Origin of the sequence: Burkholderia sp. CpTa8-5, assembly GCF_017815045.1 — a bacterium.
GTDB classification, from domain to species: domain Bacteria; phylum Pseudomonadota; class Gammaproteobacteria; order Burkholderiales; family Burkholderiaceae; genus Burkholderia; species Burkholderia sola.
The window spans coordinates 67,803-84,187 of sequence record NZ_JAGIQD010000002.1; the positions used below are offsets into that span (position 1 = coordinate 67,803).

16 protein-coding genes and 1 riboswitch are annotated in these 16,385 nt (G+C 67.2%); of the genes, 13 read left to right on the forward strand and 3 right to left on the reverse strand.

The window, feature by feature from the left end; all coding sequences use genetic code 11:
* Nucleotides 1-92 precede the first annotated feature (92 nt).
* On the reverse strand, nucleotides 93-1,103 hold the full coding sequence (locus J8I35_RS03710; protein ID WP_050017672.1) for a sodium:calcium antiporter: 1,011 nt from the start codon (nucleotides 1,101-1,103) through the stop codon (nucleotides 93-95).
* A 69-nt stretch (nucleotides 1,104-1,172) separates the two neighbouring features.
* A riboswitch (yybP-ykoY riboswitch) is annotated at nucleotides 1,173-1,340 on the reverse strand.
* Nucleotides 1,341-1,455: 115 nt separating this feature from the next.
* On the opposite strand from J8I35_RS03710, the gene J8I35_RS03715 reads away from it, so the two are divergent.
* From J8I35_RS03715 to J8I35_RS03730, 4 genes are all read left to right on the forward strand, one after another.
* A complete protein-coding gene (locus tag J8I35_RS03715; protein WP_124554331.1) occupies nucleotides 1,456-1,731 on the forward strand; it encodes a metal/formaldehyde-sensitive transcriptional repressor in 276 nt (91 codons plus the stop codon).
* A gap of 16 nt (nucleotides 1,732-1,747) precedes the next feature.
* Nucleotides 1,748-2,743 (forward strand): CDF family Co(II)/Ni(II) efflux transporter DmeF, encoded by a 996-nt coding sequence (gene dmeF / locus J8I35_RS03720; RefSeq protein ID WP_209924533.1) that lies wholly within the window; start codon nucleotides 1,748-1,750, stop codon nucleotides 2,741-2,743.
* 2 nt (nucleotides 2,744-2,745) lie between these two features.
* Nucleotides 2,746-2,931, forward strand: coding sequence for a DUF1289 domain-containing protein (locus J8I35_RS03725; protein ID WP_209924534.1), 186 nt, complete (start codon nucleotides 2,746-2,748; stop codon nucleotides 2,929-2,931).
* Between the two features lie 97 nt (nucleotides 2,932-3,028).
* On the forward strand, nucleotides 3,029-4,237 hold the full coding sequence (locus J8I35_RS03730; RefSeq protein WP_089488972.1) for an MFS transporter: 1,209 nt from the start codon (nucleotides 3,029-3,031) through the stop codon (nucleotides 4,235-4,237).
* Between the two features lie 23 nt (nucleotides 4,238-4,260).
* Here the strand turns inward: J8I35_RS03730 and J8I35_RS03735 are convergent, their stop codons facing one another.
* Nucleotides 4,261-5,670, reverse strand: coding sequence for a heavy metal sensor histidine kinase (locus J8I35_RS03735; RefSeq protein ID WP_209924535.1), 1,410 nt, complete (start codon nucleotides 5,668-5,670; stop codon nucleotides 4,261-4,263).
* Complete coding sequence (locus J8I35_RS03740) at nucleotides 5,667-6,338, reverse strand: heavy metal response regulator transcription factor (RefSeq protein WP_050017679.1); 672 nt, start codon at nucleotides 6,336-6,338, stop codon at nucleotides 5,667-5,669. The genes J8I35_RS03735 and J8I35_RS03740 overlap by 4 nt, the downstream gene beginning before the upstream one ends.
* A gap of 232 nt (nucleotides 6,339-6,570) precedes the next feature.
* Between J8I35_RS03740 and J8I35_RS03745 the strand changes: the two genes are divergently transcribed.
* The 9 genes from J8I35_RS03745 to J8I35_RS03785 all read left to right on the forward strand — a co-directional run bounded on the left by J8I35_RS03745 (nucleotide 6,571) and on the right by J8I35_RS03785 (nucleotide 16,360).
* Nucleotides 6,571-6,918, forward strand: a complete 348-nt coding sequence (locus J8I35_RS03745) for a hypothetical protein (RefSeq protein ID WP_185722700.1) — start codon at nucleotides 6,571-6,573, stop codon at nucleotides 6,916-6,918.
* A gap of 89 nt (nucleotides 6,919-7,007) precedes the next feature.
* Nucleotides 7,008-7,289, forward strand: coding sequence for a hypothetical protein (locus J8I35_RS03750; protein ID WP_185641185.1), 282 nt, complete (start codon nucleotides 7,008-7,010; stop codon nucleotides 7,287-7,289).
* Nucleotides 7,286-8,788, forward strand: coding sequence for a TolC family protein (locus J8I35_RS03755; RefSeq protein WP_209924536.1), 1,503 nt, complete (start codon nucleotides 7,286-7,288; stop codon nucleotides 8,786-8,788). The genes J8I35_RS03750 and J8I35_RS03755 overlap by 4 nt, the downstream gene beginning before the upstream one ends.
* 1 nt (nucleotide 8,789) lies before the next feature.
* Nucleotides 8,790-10,085 (forward strand): copper oxidase, encoded by a 1,296-nt coding sequence (locus J8I35_RS03760; RefSeq protein ID WP_089488975.1) that lies wholly within the window; start codon nucleotides 8,790-8,792, stop codon nucleotides 10,083-10,085.
* A gap of 66 nt (nucleotides 10,086-10,151) precedes the next feature.
* Nucleotides 10,152-10,499 (forward strand): copper-binding protein, encoded by a 348-nt coding sequence (locus J8I35_RS03765; RefSeq protein ID WP_209924537.1) that lies wholly within the window; start codon nucleotides 10,152-10,154, stop codon nucleotides 10,497-10,499.
* A 14-nt stretch (nucleotides 10,500-10,513) separates the two neighbouring features.
* Nucleotides 10,514-10,894: a copper homeostasis periplasmic binding protein CopC gene (gene copC / locus J8I35_RS03770; protein WP_050017697.1), complete on the forward strand. Its 381-nt coding sequence runs from the start codon at nucleotides 10,514-10,516 to the stop codon at nucleotides 10,892-10,894.
* Nucleotides 10,891-11,832 carry a CopD family protein gene (locus J8I35_RS03775; RefSeq protein WP_209924538.1) on the forward strand — a complete coding sequence of 314 codons (942 nt, stop codon included), beginning with the start codon at nucleotides 10,891-10,893 and terminating at the stop codon, nucleotides 11,830-11,832. Before copC ends, J8I35_RS03775 begins: the two co-directional genes overlap by 4 nt.
* 168 nt (nucleotides 11,833-12,000) lie before the next feature.
* Complete coding sequence (locus J8I35_RS03780; RefSeq protein WP_209924539.1) at nucleotides 12,001-13,815, forward strand: ExeM/NucH family extracellular endonuclease; 1,815 nt, start codon at nucleotides 12,001-12,003, stop codon at nucleotides 13,813-13,815.
* A gap of 697 nt (nucleotides 13,816-14,512) precedes the next feature.
* On the forward strand, nucleotides 14,513-16,360 hold the full coding sequence (locus J8I35_RS03785) for a peptidase S10 (protein WP_209924540.1): 1,848 nt from the start codon (nucleotides 14,513-14,515) through the stop codon (nucleotides 16,358-16,360).
* The last annotated feature ends 25 nt before the right edge of the window (nucleotides 16,361-16,385 follow it).

Here is a 16,385-nt window from a genome sequence, read left to right on the forward strand (position 1 = left end):
TCGTCCGGATGCGGGCGTTGCCGTCGCCCGCGTCGGGTGCCATGAAACGCGCCGCGCCGACGGGTTCGTCGGCCGGCGCGCCCGACCGGCGCTTAGCGCGTCAGCGTCAGCACCAGATACCCCGCATAACCCGCGCCGTTCGCGAGCAACGCCCAGATCGCGAGCCCGCGCGTGCGTGCATTGACGCGCAGCCAGGCCGCCGCCGCGAGCGTGACGATCACGCCGGTCAGCACTTCGGGGCGCGGCTCCCACGGCGTCAGCATGATGCCGATCGCCGGCAGCAGCGTGCCCTGGAACACCATCGCGCCGGTGATGTTGCCGAACGCGAGCGTGTCCTTCCCGCGGCGAATCCACAGCACGCTGTTGACCTTCTCCGGCAGTTCCGTCGCGATCGGCACGATGATCAGCGACAGCAGCAACGCCGACACGCCGAGCGCGTGCGACACGCCTTCCACACCGTGAATGAAGCCCTTCGCGCCGCCGACCAGCAGCGCGACGCCGATCAGCAGTTGCAGCAAGATCGTCGACAGGTTGGTCGGCAGGCCGACGCGCGACAGGAACATTGCGTGCGGCGCCTCGGTGCCGTGACCGGCGTCGACGAGCCCGGTCGACGCGCGGAACGTCAGCACGACGTACACCACGTAGAGGCCGACCAGCATCGCGGCGAGCAGCGCGCGCACGGCCCAGTTGTGATGCGGGACGAACATCGCGACGGTCGCCAGCGAGAATGCGGCGAGGAAGGTGTTCATGTCGCGCACGAAGCCCGTGCGTTCGGGCGCGATCGTGCCGCGCAGCCCGCGCGAGCGGATCACGGCGAGCGCCATCAGGAGCGTGGTGAGCGTCGCGAGCATCAGCGGCGCGCCGAGAATCGCGCCGACGCCGATCTCCTCGTTCACGGCCTGGTTCGACGTGCCGCCGGCCAGCGCGAGCAGCGGCACCATCGTTTCGGGCAACGCGGTGCCGACGGCCGCGAACAGCGAGCCGGTCACGCCTTCGGAAATCTTCAGGCGTTCGCCGAGATGTTCGAGCGCATTGGTGAAGACTTCGGCGGCGATGAGGATGACGATCAGCATGAACGCCAGTTCGACGAACATGAAGGTCATGCGGCACCTCCGCGGGCAGCGGTGGCGTGAGGGAGACGAGCGGGAAGGAACATGGGGACTCCGTGGTCGGACGCTGACGAACCATGACACATCCGCCGGCGTCCGACCAGGAACGACGCGATGTGCCGATGGTCTCGCCAAGCCGATCAGGCCGAACGCGCCACGGCCGCGGGCCGAGTGTGTTGACGCGCTCGCTTTCCGGTGACGGAAAGCAGGCTACTCCCCAAAGACGAAAACCAGTCTAGCCGAGCGGTTTTCGTTCGACAAGCCTCCGTCTCGAAAAATATACCCCTCCATCCTATAGGGGAAAGCGTCCGGAGATATACTCCCCTACCCTATACAGGAGCCATCGATGAGTCATACCGTTCGCGAGAAACAGAAGCTGCTGAACCGCGTGCGCCGTATCAAGGGGCAGGTCGAAGCGATCGAGCGCGCGCTGGAGGAAGAGCGCGGCTGCAACGACGTGCTGCAACGGATCACGAGCTGCCGCGGCGCGATGAACGGCTTGCTGGCCGTCGTGCTGGAAGACCACATCCGGTCGCATCTCGTCGATGCGGATACGCCCGACGCACACGAAGGCAGCGCGACCGAGCAGTTGATCGAGGTCGTGCACAGCTATTTCAAGTAAGTCACCGGATCGAAACATGAACGAATTCAACGGCGCGGCGGCGGGCGGCGCGCACAGCCACGCGTTCCTGGGCGCCGCACATGCGCGCAACGAGCGGAAGACGTGGATGGTCATCGGCCTGTGCACGGCGATGATGATCGCCGAGATCGTCGGCGGCACGCTGTTCGGCTCGCTGGCGCTGGTCGCCGACGGGCTGCACATGTCGACGCACGCGGGCGCGATGCTGATCGCGGCGCTGGCCTATACCTATGCGCGCCGGCACGCCGACGATCCGCGCTTCGTGTTCGGCACCGGGAAGCTCGGCGACCTGGCCGGCTTCACGAGCGCGATCGTGCTCGCGATGATCGCGTTGCTGATCGGCTATGAGGCGATCGCGCGCCTGCTGGCGCCGGTGCCGATCCAGTTCGGTGAAGCGATTCCGATTGCGGTGCTGGGGCTTGCGGTGAATCTCGCGAGCGTGTGGCTGCTGAGCGGCGATCATCATCACGCGCATGGGCACGGCCACCACGATGACCGTGATCATGACCACGACGACGCGCACCACGCGCATCATGCTCACGGTTCGCACTCGGCCGCGCATCGCGACCACAACATCCGGTCGGCCTACGTTCACGTGATCGCCGATGCGGCCGTGTCGGTGCTGGCGATCGTCGGCCTGCTGCTCGCGCGCGCGTTCGGATGGGTCTGGATGGACCCGCTCGCGGGCATCGTCGGCGCGCTGGTGATCGCCAACTGGGCGTATGGGCTGATGCGCGATACGGGCGGGATCCTGCTCGACGTCAACGTCGACCGCAGGCTGACGGACAACGTGCGCCGCGCGATCGAGGCGCTCGGCGACAACGTCAACGACCTCCATGTATGGCGCGTGGGCCCCGGGCACATGAGTGCGATCGTGTCGGTCGAATCGGGCGACGCCGCGCGCGACGCGCGTTTCTACCATGCGCTGCTCGCGCGCTTCGACGGCGTGTCGCACGTGACCGTCGAAGTGATGACGCGTGGGAAGGCAGCCTGATCGTGGCCGTGACATCGCCGTGTATCGGGCTGTGCGCGTTCGACGGCCGCACGGGCTTTTGTGTCGGCTGCCTGCGCACGCGCGACGAGGCGCGCGACTGGAAGAAGCTGACCGATCATCGCCGACACCAGATACTGAACGATCGTACGCAGCGGCAGGCGAAGCTGCGGCGCGACGCGGCGCAATAGCAAGCGCGCACGCGCGCCTCGGTCTGCGATCAGGGTTGCGAGCATGCGGTAGCATCACAGGCATTCGGCATCACGATGCCTGAACCGGGAGCGATCCATGCAGACCGACGCACCGACCGGCATTCTTCGGCAGATTCCGCGCAGCGTGTGGGTGCTCGGCTGCGTCAGCCTGCTGATGGACGTGTCGTCCGAAATCATCCACAGCCTGTTGCCGATGTTCCTGATGGCGGGCCTTGGCGCGAGCGCGACGACGATCGGCGTGATCGAAGGGATCGCCGAGGCGACGTCGCCGGTCGTCAAGGTGTTCTCCGGCACGCTGAGCGACTACCTGCGCAATCGCAAATGGCTCGCGGTCGCCGGCTACGCGCTCGGCGCGCTCAGCAAGCCGCTGTTCGCGATCGCGCCGACGATCGGCGTCGTGGTGACCGCGCGGATCGTCGACCGCATCGGCAAGGGGATTCGCGGCGCGCCGCGCGACGCGCTCGTCGCCGACGTCACGCCCGTTCACCTGCGCGGCGCCGCGTACGGGCTGCGCCAGTCGCTCGACACGGTGGGCGCGTTCCTTGGGCCGCTGCTGGCCGTCGTCATCATGCTGGTGTGGCGCGACGATTTCCGCCTCGCGTTCTGGCTGGCCGTGATTCCCGGCGTGCTGGCCGTGGCGCTGCTCGCGTTCGGCATCGACGAGCCGGCGCGTGCGCCGGGCGAGAAGCGCGTGAACCCGATCCGCCGCGCGGTCGTCGCGCAACTCGGCGCCCGCTACTGGTGGGTCGTCGCCGTCGGCGGCGTGTTCGCGCTGGCGCGTTTCAGCGAAGCGTTCCTGGTGCTGCGCGCGATGGGCAGCGGCGTGCCCGTCGCGCTCGTGCCGCTCGTGATGGTCGCGATGAACGTCGTGTATGCATTGTCCGCTTACCCGTTCGGCAAGCTCGCCGATACGACGAGCCACACGAAACTGATGGTGATCGGGCTCGTGCTGCTGATTGCCGCCGACATCGTGCTGGCGCACGGCGCGCATTGGCCGGCCGTACTCGTCGGCGTCGCGCTGTGGGGACTCCATATGGGGATGACCCAAGGGCTGCTCGCGACGATGGTCGCGCAGGCCGCGCCGGCCGAATTGAGAGGCACGGCGTTCGGCGTGTTCAACCTGATCAGCGGCATCGTGACGCTCGTCTCGAGCGTCGTCGCGGGCGTGCTGTGGGATCGGGCGGGCGCCGCGGCCACGTTCTACGCGGGGGCTATCTTCAGCGCGGCGACCATCGTGCTGCTCGTGTGCGTTCGTACGTCGTTCGCCGCCGCGCAGGAACGCTAGCGCCGAGCGCGGCGGCGCGTCGTCTAACTATCGGTGTCGCGCGGAAAGTAGAGCGCGAACGTCGTGCGCCCGTCGCGGCTCGCGACTTCCACCTTGCCGCGATGCAGCTCCATGATCGACTTCACGATCGCGAGCCCGAGCCCCGCGTTGCGCGCCGCGCCGTGCCGCGACGAATCGATCCGGTAGAAGCGCTCGAAGATCCGTTCGACCTGTTCGGGCGGAATCGCAACGCCGCGATTCGTGACTTCGACGACCGCGTAACCGCATTGGGTCGACACGGCCAGCTCGATCGTCGATGCGGCTTCCGCGTGTTCGAGCGCATTCGACGCGAGATTGCTCACCGCGCGCCGGAACAGCGTCGCGTCCGCGACGACCGGCGCTTCGCCATGCACGTCGATGCGCACGCCGGCTTCGTCGGCCAGCGCCTGGAAATACGACGCGAGCCGGCGCAATTCGCTGCCCGCGTCGAGTTCGGCGGCCTTCAGGTGCTGCCGCGCATTGTCGGTGCGGGCGAGAAACAGCATGTTCTCGATCATCCGCTGCAGCCGTTCGCATTCCTCGATGTTCGATTCGATCAGCGCTTCGTATTCGTCGGCCGTGCGGGCACGCGACAGCGTGATCTGCGACGAGCTGATCACGTTCGCAAGCGGCGTGCGCATGTCATGCGCGAGATCCGACGAGAACTGCGACAGCCGCACGAACGCGCGTTCGAGGCGGTCGAGCATCCGGTTCACCGACGTGGCGAGCTCGCGCAATTCGACCGGGCCGCCGCGCGCGTCGAGGCGTGCGTTCAGGTTGTGCGCCTCGATGCGCGACGTCTGCCGGCCGAGGCTTTCGACCGGGCGCAGGCCGCGCGACGCGACCGCGTAGCCGAGCGCGCCGACCAGCAGCGCGCCGACGGCCGCCGCGAGCCAGATATCGACGCGATAGCTTTCGAGCAGCGATTGCCGATCGGTCGCCGTGCGTGCGAGTGCGACCTGGATCGTTTCGCCGGACGGCAGCGTTTCGCGGGCATACACGCAGCGCGACGTGCCGATGCCAGGCGGCGCGCAGGTGAACGGGCCGTCGGCGCTCCCTGCCCGATGCGATGCGGCGATCCCCGACGCGAGCGTGTTGCCGGCTTCGTCGGAATGCTCGACGAGCGGACGGTTTTGCGCATCGTAGATGCCGAGGTAGACGCCCGGATGCGACAGCAGCACGTCGTGGAACACGGCCGGATCGGCGCGTAGCGCGGCCGTCGATCCGCTGGCGCGCGCGAGCTGCAGGAACTGGTTGAGCTTGCCGGAGATCTCGATGTCGTCGCGCCGCGTCAGCTCGGCGGACAGCGACCGGTACAGATACGCGCCGGTCAGCGCGAACACGAGCGCCGCGACCGCGGCGAACGCGAGCGTCAGGCGCCGCAGCAGCGAATACGAAGCGGCGTGTGCGGTCACGAACGATCCTCGAGCACGTAGCCCATCCCGCGGATCGTGTGGATCAGCTTCTTCTCGTACGCGTTGTCGATCTTCGCGCGCAGGCGCTTGATCGCCGCGTCGACGACGTTCGTGTCGCTGTCGAAATTCATGTCCCAGATCTGCGACGTGATGAAGGTGCGCGTCAGCACCTCGCCCTCGCGTTCCGCGAGCAGCTGCAGCAGCGCGAATTCCTGCGCGGTGAGGTCGATGCGGGTGTCGGCGCGCCGCACGCGGCGCTTGAGCAGATCGATTTCGAGATCGGCGACGTGCAGGATGTCGCGCACGTTGCGCGGCGCACGCCGCAGCAGCGAGCGGATGCGCGCGAGGAACTCGGCATACGCGAACGGCTTGAGCAGGTAATCGTCGGCGCCGAGCTCGAGCCCGGCGACCTTGTCCTCGATCGCGTCGCGGGCCGTGAGCAGCAGCACGGGCGTCTGCTTCTGCGCGCGCAGCCGCTTGAGCACCTCGAAGCCGTCCAGTTCCGGCAGCATCACGTCGAGCACGACGAGATCGAAATCCTCGTGCAGCGCGAGGAACAGCCCGTCCTGGCCGTTTTCCGCGACATCGACCGTGTAGCTCGCCTCCATCAAGCCCTTCCGGAGGTAGGACGCCATCTTGGGTTCGTCTTCGACTATCAGTATCCGCATGGTGAGGCAGGCCGTCCGTGATTCCAGCCGGTCAGTGTAACGCCAGAGCGTACGGCGCCGCGCGTGCGCGAACGATGATCGGCGGATGACGGAATTGTCATGAAAGGCCGGTCATGTTTCGGCCATGTCGTCGTCACCGCGGCGGCGATAAGCTGCGGCCGTCTTGTCCCCGGAGCGCGCCGTCGTGCGACGCGCCGGCCCTAACGATCATTGCCTGCCTGATTTCGCATCCATGTCGTACTGGCGCACCTTCCTCGTCGTCGTGTTGCTGGCGCTGAGCCTGCCGATCCAGTCGTTCGCGGCTGTGTCGACGCCGTGCGCAGGCGCTGCCGTGCCGCATGAGGACCAAGCGCTGCACACGATGCCGACCGCGCAGGACGGCCATCACGATCACGCGCGGCATGCGTCGTCATGTGCCGCGTGCGTGTCCTGCTGCTTCGGCTCCGCAATGCCGGGCGCGCTCGAGGCGCCGGCCGCGGCGAGCGTCGGCGTCACGACCGTCGCGCCGCCGCGTTCGGCCGGGGACGTGTCGTTCCTGACCGGCGGCATCGACCGGCCGCCTCGCAGGATGCCCGTCTAGTTCCTGTCCGCGGCCGACCCGCCGCGATCCGCTATTTGCTCCGGCCATTGCGTCACGCTACGCCGGACGACTTACGACGAGACATGTTCATGCGATTGATCATTGCGGCGCTATGGGGCGCGGCGGCCCTCGTGTCGTCGCTTGCACCCGCGCAAACCGCGTTTCCCGACCCGGCGGACGCCGCCGCGTCGGTGCCGGACGTCACCGTGACGTCCGCGTTCGATGGCTACCAGCGGTATGAGGACGACGCAGGCCCGGGCTGGAAGCAACTGAACCGGGACGTGGTGGAGCGACCCGCGAAAGGGCGCACGAGCGGCGGCGCGGCCGGCAACGGCGCCGCCCATTCGACGCACGGAGGGGCCACGCGATGACGACGCTCGCGATATCGCCTCGGATCGGCGCGGCCGCGGTCGTGCTGACGCTCCTCGCGGGCTGCACGACGTTTTCGAAGGACGGCGGGTTCGACGCCGTGTCGTCGGTCGCATCGGAACGCATCGGGAAGGACGCGGTAGTGGTGCGGACCCACGCCGACCGCGAAGCGGTCGACCGGCGGACGCAGGAATTGCTGGCGAAACCGCTGTCGATGGACGACGCGGTGCAGGTCGCGCTGCTGAACAACCGCGGGCTGCAGGCGTCGTACGCGGAACTCGGGCTGTCGGAGGCCGACCTCGTGCAGGCCGGCCGGCTGCCGAACCCGCGCTTCGCGTTCAGCCGCACGCGTGCCGGCGACGGCGAGCTGACGCTCGGCCGCACGTTCTCGGCGAACGTGTTCGCGCTGCTGACGATGCCGCTGGCAACGAAGATCGAACGCCGCCGCTTCGAGCAGACCAAGCTCGAAACGGCCGACGCGATGCTGAAGGTCGCGGCCGACGCGCGCCGCGCCTACGTGGAAGCGGTCGCCGCCGAGCAGGCCGCGAACTATGCGCAGCAGGTGCGCGACGCCGCGAGCGCGGCGGCCGAACTCGCGCTGCGCATGCGGCAGGCCGGCAACTTCAGCCGGCTCGACTACGCACGCGAACAGGCGTTTCATGCCGACGCGGTCGCCCAGTACGCGAAGGCGCGCCAGCAGGCCGTCGCCGCACGCGAGAAGCTCACGCGCGCGATGGGGCTGTGGGGCGAACGCACGCGATACGCGCTACCCGAACGCTTGCCGGATTTACCGAAGGCGCGCCCGGATCTGCCCGATCTCGAACGCTTCGCGATGAGCAACCGCCTCGACATCCAGGCGGCGAAGCTGCAGACGCAGGGCGTCGCGTCGTCGCTCGGCCTGAGCAAGGCCACGCGCTTCGTCAACGCGGTCGAACTCGGCTACGTGAACGACTACGAAACCGGCAAGGGCCACGAGCACGGCTACGAGATCAGCGTCGAGATTCCGCTGTTCGACTGGGGCGGCGCGAAGGTCGCGCGCGCCGAGGCGATCTACATGCAGTCCGCGAACCGGCTCGCGAAAACCGCCATCGATGCGCGCTCCGAAGTGCGCGAATCGTACTCGGCTTACGTCACCAGCTACGACGTCGCCACGCACTACCGCGACGAAGTCGTGCCGCTGCGCAAGACGATCTCCGACGAACTGCTGCTGCGCTACAACGGGATGCTCGCGAGCGTGTTCGAGCTGCTGACCGATGCGCGAGAACAGGTCGGCGCGGTCAACGGCTACATCGACGCGCTGAAGGACTACTGGCTCGCGGAAACCGATCTGCAGATGGCGGTCGGCGGCCGGTTGCCGTCGTCGGGTGCTACGCCGCGCGCGACGAACTCCGCCGAATCAGCACCCGAATCCGCTTCGAAGGCCGACGCTGCGCCGCAGCCGGCTTCCCCTCCCGCGGCGCCGCCGGCGCCCGCCACGCAACCGCATCCGGAAGGTCATTGACATGGTGTCCCGTCGACAATTTCTCAGCGGCTCGGGCGCCGCGCTGCTCGGTGCGGCGATGGTCAGCAAGGCCGGCGCCGCGTCGCTGCCCGAAGCGCCCACGATGGCGAAAACCGGCACGCAGCCGCCGCTCGTGCCGCCGAACGGCCGCCCGTACACGCCGGTCGCGACGCTGAACGGCTGGTCGCTGCCGTGGCGGATGAAGAACGGCTGGAAGGAATTCCACCTGACGGCCGAGCCCGTCGTGCGCGAGATGGCGCCCGGCATGAACGCGAACCTGTGGGGCTACAACGGCCAGTCGCCGGGCCCGACGATCGAGGCCGTCGAAGGCGACAAGGTCCGCATCTTCGTGACGAACCGGCTGCCCGAGCACACGACGATCCACTGGCACGGGCTGCGGCTGCCGAACGGGATGGACGGCGTCGGCGGCCTCACGCAGCCGCACATTCCGCCCGGCAAGACCTTCGTCTACGAGTTCCAGCTCGAAGCGCACGGCACGTTCATGTATCACCCGCACGCCGACGAGATGGTGCAGATGGCGATGGGGATGATGGGCATGTTCATCGTGCATCCGAAGGATCGCGGCACGATGCCGGTCGATCGCGATTTCGTGTTCCTGCTCGCCGCGTACGACATCGACCCGGGCAGCTACACGCCGCGCGTGAACGAGATGACCGATTTCAACATGTGGACCTTCAACTCGCGCGTGTTTCCGGGCATCGATCCGCTGCCGGTGCGCGCCGGCGACCGCGTCCGGATTCGTTTCGGCAACCTGACGATGACGAATCACCCGATCCACCTGCACGGCTACAGCTTCGAGGTCGCGGGCACCGACGGCGGCTGGATTCCGCCGGCCGCGCGCTGGCCCGAAGTGACGGCCGATGTCGCGGTCGGCCAGATGCGCGCGATCGAGTTCACCGCCGATCGTCCGGGCGACTGGGCGTTCCATTGCCACAAGTCGCATCACACGATGAATGCGATGGGCCACCAGGTGCCGAACCTGATCGGCGTGCCGCAGAAGGATCTCGCGAAGCGGATCGGCAAGCTCGTGCCCGACTACATGGCGATGGGCAGCACGGGCGGCGCGATGGGCGGCATGGAGATGCCGTTGCCCGACAACACGCTGCCGATGATGACCGGCACGGGCCCGTTCGGGCCGCTGGAGATGGGCGGCATGTTCACGGTGCTCAAGGTGCGGCAGGGGCTCGGCCGCAACGACTATCGCGATCCGGGCTGGTTCCGGCATCCGAAGGGCACGGTCGCGCACGAATACACCGGCGAATTGCCGGACGGCTGAAGCAGCACGCGGCGGCCGCACCGATGCGGCCGTCGATTTCCATTCACTCACACGGGAGTCGACACGATGAAGAAAGGACTGGTTCTGATGGCGACGGGGTGCGCGCTGGCGTTCTCGGCCGCGTCGTACGCGACCGGCGACATGGCCGGCATGGACATGAGCGGCGGCGCGAAGCAGGGCGCCGCGGCGGCGCAGCGCATGTCGCACGGCGAGATTCGCAAGATCGACATGGCCGCCGGCAAGCTGACGATCAAGCACGGTCCGCTGGAGAACCTCGGGATGGATGCGATGACGATGGTGTTCAAGGTCAAGGACCCGGCGATGCTGTCGCAGGTCAAGGTGGGCGATACGATCGACTTCGTCGCCGAGGACGTGAACGGCGCGCTGACCGTCGTCGAACTGAAGAAGCCGTGATGCGGAGCGCGAACATGACCAGCACGATTTCCGGAGGGCTCGCCGCGTTCGCCGCGGCGGCCGCCCTCTTCGCGATGACACCGGCCGCGGCTTCGGCCCACGGCAAGCTCGAAGGCGCGGTGCCAGCGGCCGGCGGCACGGTCGACGCGGCGCCCGACGCGTTGCGGCTCACGTTCAACGAAGATCTCGAACCGGCGTTCAGCTCGGTGAAGGTGTCGGATGCGAGCGGCAACGCCGTCACGCAGGACAAGGCGAAGGTCGATGCGTCGAATCCGCGCGTGATGACCGTCGCGATACCGAAGCTTGCGGCCGGCGCGTACACGGTGCAGTGGGTGGCGATGACGGCCGATGCGCATCGCACGAAGGGCACGTATACGTTCCGGGTGAAGGGATGAACGACGGCATCGTCGGCCTGCTGCGGCTCGTGTCAGTGGCGATCCAGAACGCCGGGTTCGCGGTCGTCGTCGGCGCGTTGCTCGGCCGGCACTGGCTCGCGCGCGGCACATCCGCGTGGCAGCGCGGCGTCGGGCGGCGGCTCGTCGCGACGCTGCGCAGCGCGTCCGTCGTATCGCTGCTCGCGAGCGTCACCGCGTTCTGGGCGCACTGCGCGCTGATGAGCGAAGTGTCGCTGCTCGACGCGGGGTCGGCGGTTTATTCGATGCTCGCGGGCACCGGGTTCGGCCATGCGTGGCTGGCCGGCACCGCATTCATGCTCGTCGTCGTGCTGCTGTCGTTCGTCTCGCATGCGAACGACACGCGGTTTCCGTTCGCGATGGTGGCCGCGCTCGCCGGTGTCGCGCTCGCTCGCAGCAACGGCGGGCATCCGGTGGACGCCGGGCCGTTCAGCGTCCCCGTGTGGGCCGACTGGCTGCATCTGCTGGCGATCAGCGCGTGGGTCGGGCTCGTGCTCGTGACGGCGTTCGGCGTGATGCCGCGGCTCGTCCGCATGCCGGCGAGCGAACGCGCGACGGGCGCATCGTTCGTGCAGTCGCTGTCCGATGCGTCCACTTACGCGCTGGTCGTACTGTTCGCGACCGGCGCGTACAACGGCTGGCGCGGTGTCGATACGCCCGCCAACCTGTTCGCGTCGACGTACGGGCAGATCCTGCTGCTGAAGCTCGTGCTCGTGCTGATTGCCGCGATGCTCGGCGGACACAACCGGTTCTTCGGGATGCCGAAGCTGCTCGCCGCGTTGCAGGACCCGGCCGTCGCGATGCCGGCCGGCGCGTTGAAGCGGTTCGGCACGGTGCTGCGCGTCGAGGCGGTCGTGCTCGGCGGCGTGCTGATGGTGGCGGCCGTGCTCGTGTCGAGCGCGTTGCCGGGGACGGTCTAGCGCGGCGTTTTTTCGGCGGAGGATTCGCGGCATGAGCGACGCGCGGCCGTACGACGCATGGCGATCACGGCATGATGACGACAATTACATCGGCCTGTCTGCCGATTACCAAAAACTGTCACCGAGCGCCGCTAAGCTTTCGCCACCCTCACAACCGGGATTCCCGCCATGCGTTCGACAATCCGCCTGTTTGCCCCGCTATTGCTGCTCCCGACGCTCGCCGCGCCGGTATTTGCCGCCACTGCCGCGCCCGTCAGCGCGAACTGCGGCGGCAGCACGACGCCGATCGCCGATATCCAGGGCCCGGGCGCGCCGTCGCCGCTCGCCGGTCAGAACACGTCGATCGAAGCCGTCGTCACTGCCGATTTCGGCGGCACGGACGGCTTCGGCGGCTTCTTCGTCCAGCAGGCCGACGCGCAGCGCCGCAACCAGCCGGGCGTGTCCGAAGGCCTGTTCGTCTATGCGCCGAAGGTGCGTGCGAAGGCCGGCGATCTCGTGCACGTGACGGGCAAGGTCGAGGAGAAATACGGGCAGACGCAGCTCACGCTGGCGGGCGCGATCGCGGTGTGCGCGAACGGCCAGACGGTCACGCCCGCGACGCTCACGCTGCCGGTCGACAGCCCGAACGCGTTCGCCGCGTACGAAGGGATGCGCGTGCGCCTGCCGCAGACGCTGAGCGTCACCGACAACTACGAACTCGGCCGCTACGGCAGCGTGATGCTCAGCAACGGCCGGCTGCGTACGCCGACGAGCGTCGTGCCGCCCGCGCAGGCGCAAACGCAGATCGATGCGAACGCGCGCAACCGTTTGATCCTCGACGACGGCTCGAACAAGCAGAACCCCGCGACCGTGCCGTATCCGGCGCTGGGCCTGTCGGCCGCGAACACGCTGCGCGCGGGCTACACCGTGCGCGACGTCGAAGGCGTGCTCGAAGTGCGTTATGGCGCATGGCGCGTACAGCCGCTGCCCGGCGCGGCCGTGCCGGCGTTCGACAAGCGCGAGAACCCGCGCACGAACGCACCGGCGCGCGATCCGAAATCGAACCTGCGCGTCGCGTCGTTCAACGTGCTCAACTACTTCAACGGCAACGGTCTCGGCGGCGGCTTCGACGATCCGGACAACCGCGGCGCGAAGACGTTCGAGGAATTCCAGCGCCAGGAAGCGAAGATCGTCAGCGCGCTGAAGGCGATCGACGCCGACGTGATCGGCCTGATGGAAATCCAGAACAACGGCTACGGCGAACTGAGCGCGGTGCGCCAGCTCGCGGCGAAGCTCGGTGCCCAATGGCGCGTGGTCGATCCGGGCACGTCGCGGCTCGGCGGCGACGCGATCTCGGTCGCGATGATCTACGACAGCCGCAAGGTCGAACCGGTCGGCCGCGCGGCGACGCTCGCGATCGACGACAAGAACCGCCAGCCGCTCGCGCAGTCGTTCCGGCTGGTCGGCGGCAACAAGCAGGCGCTGACGGTGGCCGTGAACCACCTGAAGTCGAAGAACTGCCCGGATGCCACGAACGACGATCTCGACCAGGGCGATGGTCAGGGCTGCTGGAATCCGACGCGCACGCGCGCGGCGGCGAAGGTCGCCGACTGGCTGGCCGGCAACCCGACGGGCGTCAAGAGCCAGGGCGTGCTGCTGATCGGCGACTTCAACAGCTACACGTACGAAGACCCGATCCGCACGCTCGAATCGCGCGGCTACCGCAACCTCGTCGCGCGCTGGATCGGCGCGAACGCGTACAGCTACGTGTACAACGGCGAAGCCGGTTATCTCGACCACGCGCTCGCGACGCTGCCGCTCGCGTCGCACGTGAAGGCCGTGCACGAATGGCACATCAACGCGGACGAGCCGCTCGCGCTGCAGTACACGCTCGCGTACAAGTCGGCCGAGCAGCAGAAGACGTTCTACGCGGCCGATGCGTATCGTTCGTCGGATCACGATCCGGTGCTGATCGATATCGCGCTGCCGGACGGCGGGAAGTGATCGTGGCGTGAGTCATCGCAACGGGCGACGTGCGGCGATGCCGTACGTCGCCGTGCGCACGGCAAAGCCGTTCGAATGCCGGGTAAATAATTCCTCGAAATATTAATCGAACCGGTATTTTATGGATGACGCAGTGCACACCGGAACTGCAATTGAAGCGTGATCGAAGCGAATCGAATCGCTGAATGGCATATATATGTCGCGGCATCGCATTAATCGATCGGCGATAATAAAAATGAAAGAAATGCCCGCTCGATCCGAAGGCCTTGGATGCGCCGCGTCAATACAGGAAAGGCTGCTGCTTTGCGCGAGAAAGGCAAAATACTCGACGCGGCAATGCCGATAACGCGTACCTTGCACGAATAATTCCGTTTTCTTTCAAATTCCAGACACTGTCCGCCCTTCGCATCATTGCGGGAATTTTAATATCCGAATGATCTTTGACAACGCGGCGCGGCACCGCCTATTTTTGTGGTGTCGTAAATTTTAGTCATATAAAAGTTGGCCAAACTGCAGGGGGCGCGTCCGAGCACCATTCTCGCCAGCAGTTTGCTGTGTCTGTATCAAGTTCAGTCTCTGAGAAGTCCCATCCCCAATCGCCGACTGCCGACCGTGCAACGCGAGTGGCGGGTCGGCCTGCGCGTGCCGCAGGCGTTGGCGGCCTGTGTGACGCGGTATCCGAAGCCAAAGGAAAGAGATGAAACCAGACAGGAGCAATACCGGCAGCCGCCGCGTTCGTCGCGGCCGGCTGGCCGGGCTAGGTGCATTGACCGCGATGACACTGGCGCTCGCGGCATGCGGCGGCGACGATTCGTCGTCCGTCGGCGCGTCGAGCCTCGCGCAGGCCACCGCGAGCCAGCAGGCCAGCGCGCAGGCGGCCGGCACGCAGGCGCAGGCGGCCAACCAGCCGTACGTCGACCCGGTCGCGTACTCGATGAACGCGACCGACGGCCTCGCGCCGTCGCAGGTGTCCGAGAAGGCGGCCGTCATGCATTACCAGTGGACCGGCGGCGGCAAGACGATCGACTACACGACGACCACCGGCCACCTGACCGCGCAGGACGCGAACGGCAATGCGGAAGCGTCGATGTCGTATGTCGCGTACACCGCGCCCAGCACGAACGGCAAGCCGCGCCCGGTCACGTTCGTCTACAACGGCGGGCCCGGTTCGTCGTCGATCTGGCTGCGGCTCGGCTCGTTCGCGCCGACCCGCGTGGCCACGCCCGATCCGCTGTTCGGCAACAACTGGCCGAACTATCCGCTCGTCGACAATGCGGAGAGCCTGATCGACACCACCGACCTCGTGTTCATCGACCCGCCCGGCACCGGGCTGTCGGAAGCCGTGTTGCCGAACACCAACCAGAAGTACTGGGGTTCCGACGTGGACGTGAACATCATGCGCGACTTCATCCAGCGCTACCTGAACGTCAACGGCCGCGGCACGTCGCCGATCTACCTGTACGGCGAATCGTACGGCACGCCGCGGACCGACATGCTCGCGCTCGCGCTCGAATCGGCCGGCGTGCACCTGACGGGGATCGTGCTGCAGTCGGCGATCCTGAACTACTTCGCGGATGCAGTGGAAGCGGTGGCGATCACGCAGTCGACCGAAGGGCTGCTGCTCGATACCGATACGGTGGCCGGCTATCTGCCCGGCTATGCGGCGGTCGCCGCGTACTTCAACCAGGTGTCGCCGGCGCCGGTGAACCAGGATCTGTACGCACTCCAGACAGAACTGTTCACGACGCTGATCTACAGCCAGTTGCAGAAGTATTCGCAGTCGTGGGTGTTGAGCCAGCTCGGCATTCCGGATGCGCTCGGCACGCCGGTGTTCCCGAGCGATGCGACGCTGAGGCTGTGGTCGATCCCGTCGAGTCTCACGCAGCAGGCGCTGCGCGACTACTTCAACGCGAATCCGTTCGGCACGAGCCTCGTGCCCGGCACGACGATCGGCCGATATGACGGGCGCGTGTCGTTGCCGAACTCGGACCCGCGGCTGCAGAACGACGGCGATCCGTCCGACATCCTGATCTCGCAGCCGTTCACGAACGCGCTCGCGACGCAGATGCCGGACTACCTCGGCTACACCGCGCCGAACGCGACGTACCTGCCGCTGAACGACAACATCATCGGCGTCTGGGATTTCTCGCACGACGGCCAGCCGATGCCCGACACGATCCCCGATCTGCTCGGCGCGCTGCAGCTCAACCCGAAGCTTCGCGTGCTCGCGGAGAATGGCTACCACGATCTCGCGACGCCGTTCTTCAACACCGAGAAGCAGCTCGCGCGGCTGCAGACGGTGAAGGGCCTGAATCCGAAACTGCAGGTGAATTTCTTCCAGGGCGGTCACATGATCTATCTGGACGACGTCGCCCGTCCGCTGATGAAGCGGGATTTGCAGACGTTCTACAAGGGCGCGCGGATTCCGACGGCGCTGACGCTGCACATGCTGCCGCCGCCGTGGCCGGATGAAAACCCGCCGAGCGTACCGACCGGCAGCGCGCCGGGTGCGACGACGGCGACCACGCTGGCGGCCGCCCCTTGAGCGACGGAGTCCTTATCAAAGGAAC

What these genes read in the sequence shown, in the direction of transcription:
- J8I35_RS03785 (WP_209924540.1), top strand. Translation starts at nt 14,513, where the DNA reads ATGAAACCAGACAGGAGCAATACCGGCAGCCGCCGCGTTCGTCGCGGC.
- J8I35_RS03765 (WP_209924537.1), top strand. Translation starts at nt 10,152, where the DNA reads ATGAAGAAAGGACTGGTTCTGATGGCGACGGGGTGCGCGCTGGCGTTC.
- dmeF (WP_209924533.1), top strand. Translation starts at nt 1,748, where the DNA reads ATGAACGAATTCAACGGCGCGGCGGCGGGCGGCGCGCACAGCCACGCG.
- J8I35_RS03715 (WP_124554331.1), top strand. Translation starts at nt 1,456, where the DNA reads ATGAGTCATACCGTTCGCGAGAAACAGAAGCTGCTGAACCGCGTGCGC.
- J8I35_RS03730 (WP_089488972.1), top strand. Translation starts at nt 3,029, where the DNA reads ATGCAGACCGACGCACCGACCGGCATTCTTCGGCAGATTCCGCGCAGC.
- J8I35_RS03755 (WP_209924536.1), top strand. Translation starts at nt 7,286, where the DNA reads ATGACGACGCTCGCGATATCGCCTCGGATCGGCGCGGCCGCGGTCGTG.
- J8I35_RS03750 (WP_185641185.1), top strand. Translation starts at nt 7,008, where the DNA reads ATGCGATTGATCATTGCGGCGCTATGGGGCGCGGCGGCCCTCGTGTCG.
- J8I35_RS03740 (WP_050017679.1), bottom strand. Translation starts at nt 6,338, where the DNA reads ATGCGGATACTGATAGTCGAAGACGAACCCAAGATGGCGTCCTACCTC.
- copC (WP_050017697.1), top strand. Translation starts at nt 10,514, where the DNA reads ATGACCAGCACGATTTCCGGAGGGCTCGCCGCGTTCGCCGCGGCGGCC.
- J8I35_RS03710 (WP_050017672.1), bottom strand. Translation starts at nt 1,103, where the DNA reads ATGACCTTCATGTTCGTCGAACTGGCGTTCATGCTGATCGTCATCCTC.
- J8I35_RS03760 (WP_089488975.1), top strand. Translation starts at nt 8,790, where the DNA reads ATGGTGTCCCGTCGACAATTTCTCAGCGGCTCGGGCGCCGCGCTGCTC.
- J8I35_RS03775 (WP_209924538.1), top strand. Translation starts at nt 10,891, where the DNA reads ATGAACGACGGCATCGTCGGCCTGCTGCGGCTCGTGTCAGTGGCGATC.
- J8I35_RS03780 (WP_209924539.1), top strand. Translation starts at nt 12,001, where the DNA reads ATGCGTTCGACAATCCGCCTGTTTGCCCCGCTATTGCTGCTCCCGACG.
- J8I35_RS03745 (WP_185722700.1), top strand. Translation starts at nt 6,571, where the DNA reads ATGTCGTACTGGCGCACCTTCCTCGTCGTCGTGTTGCTGGCGCTGAGC.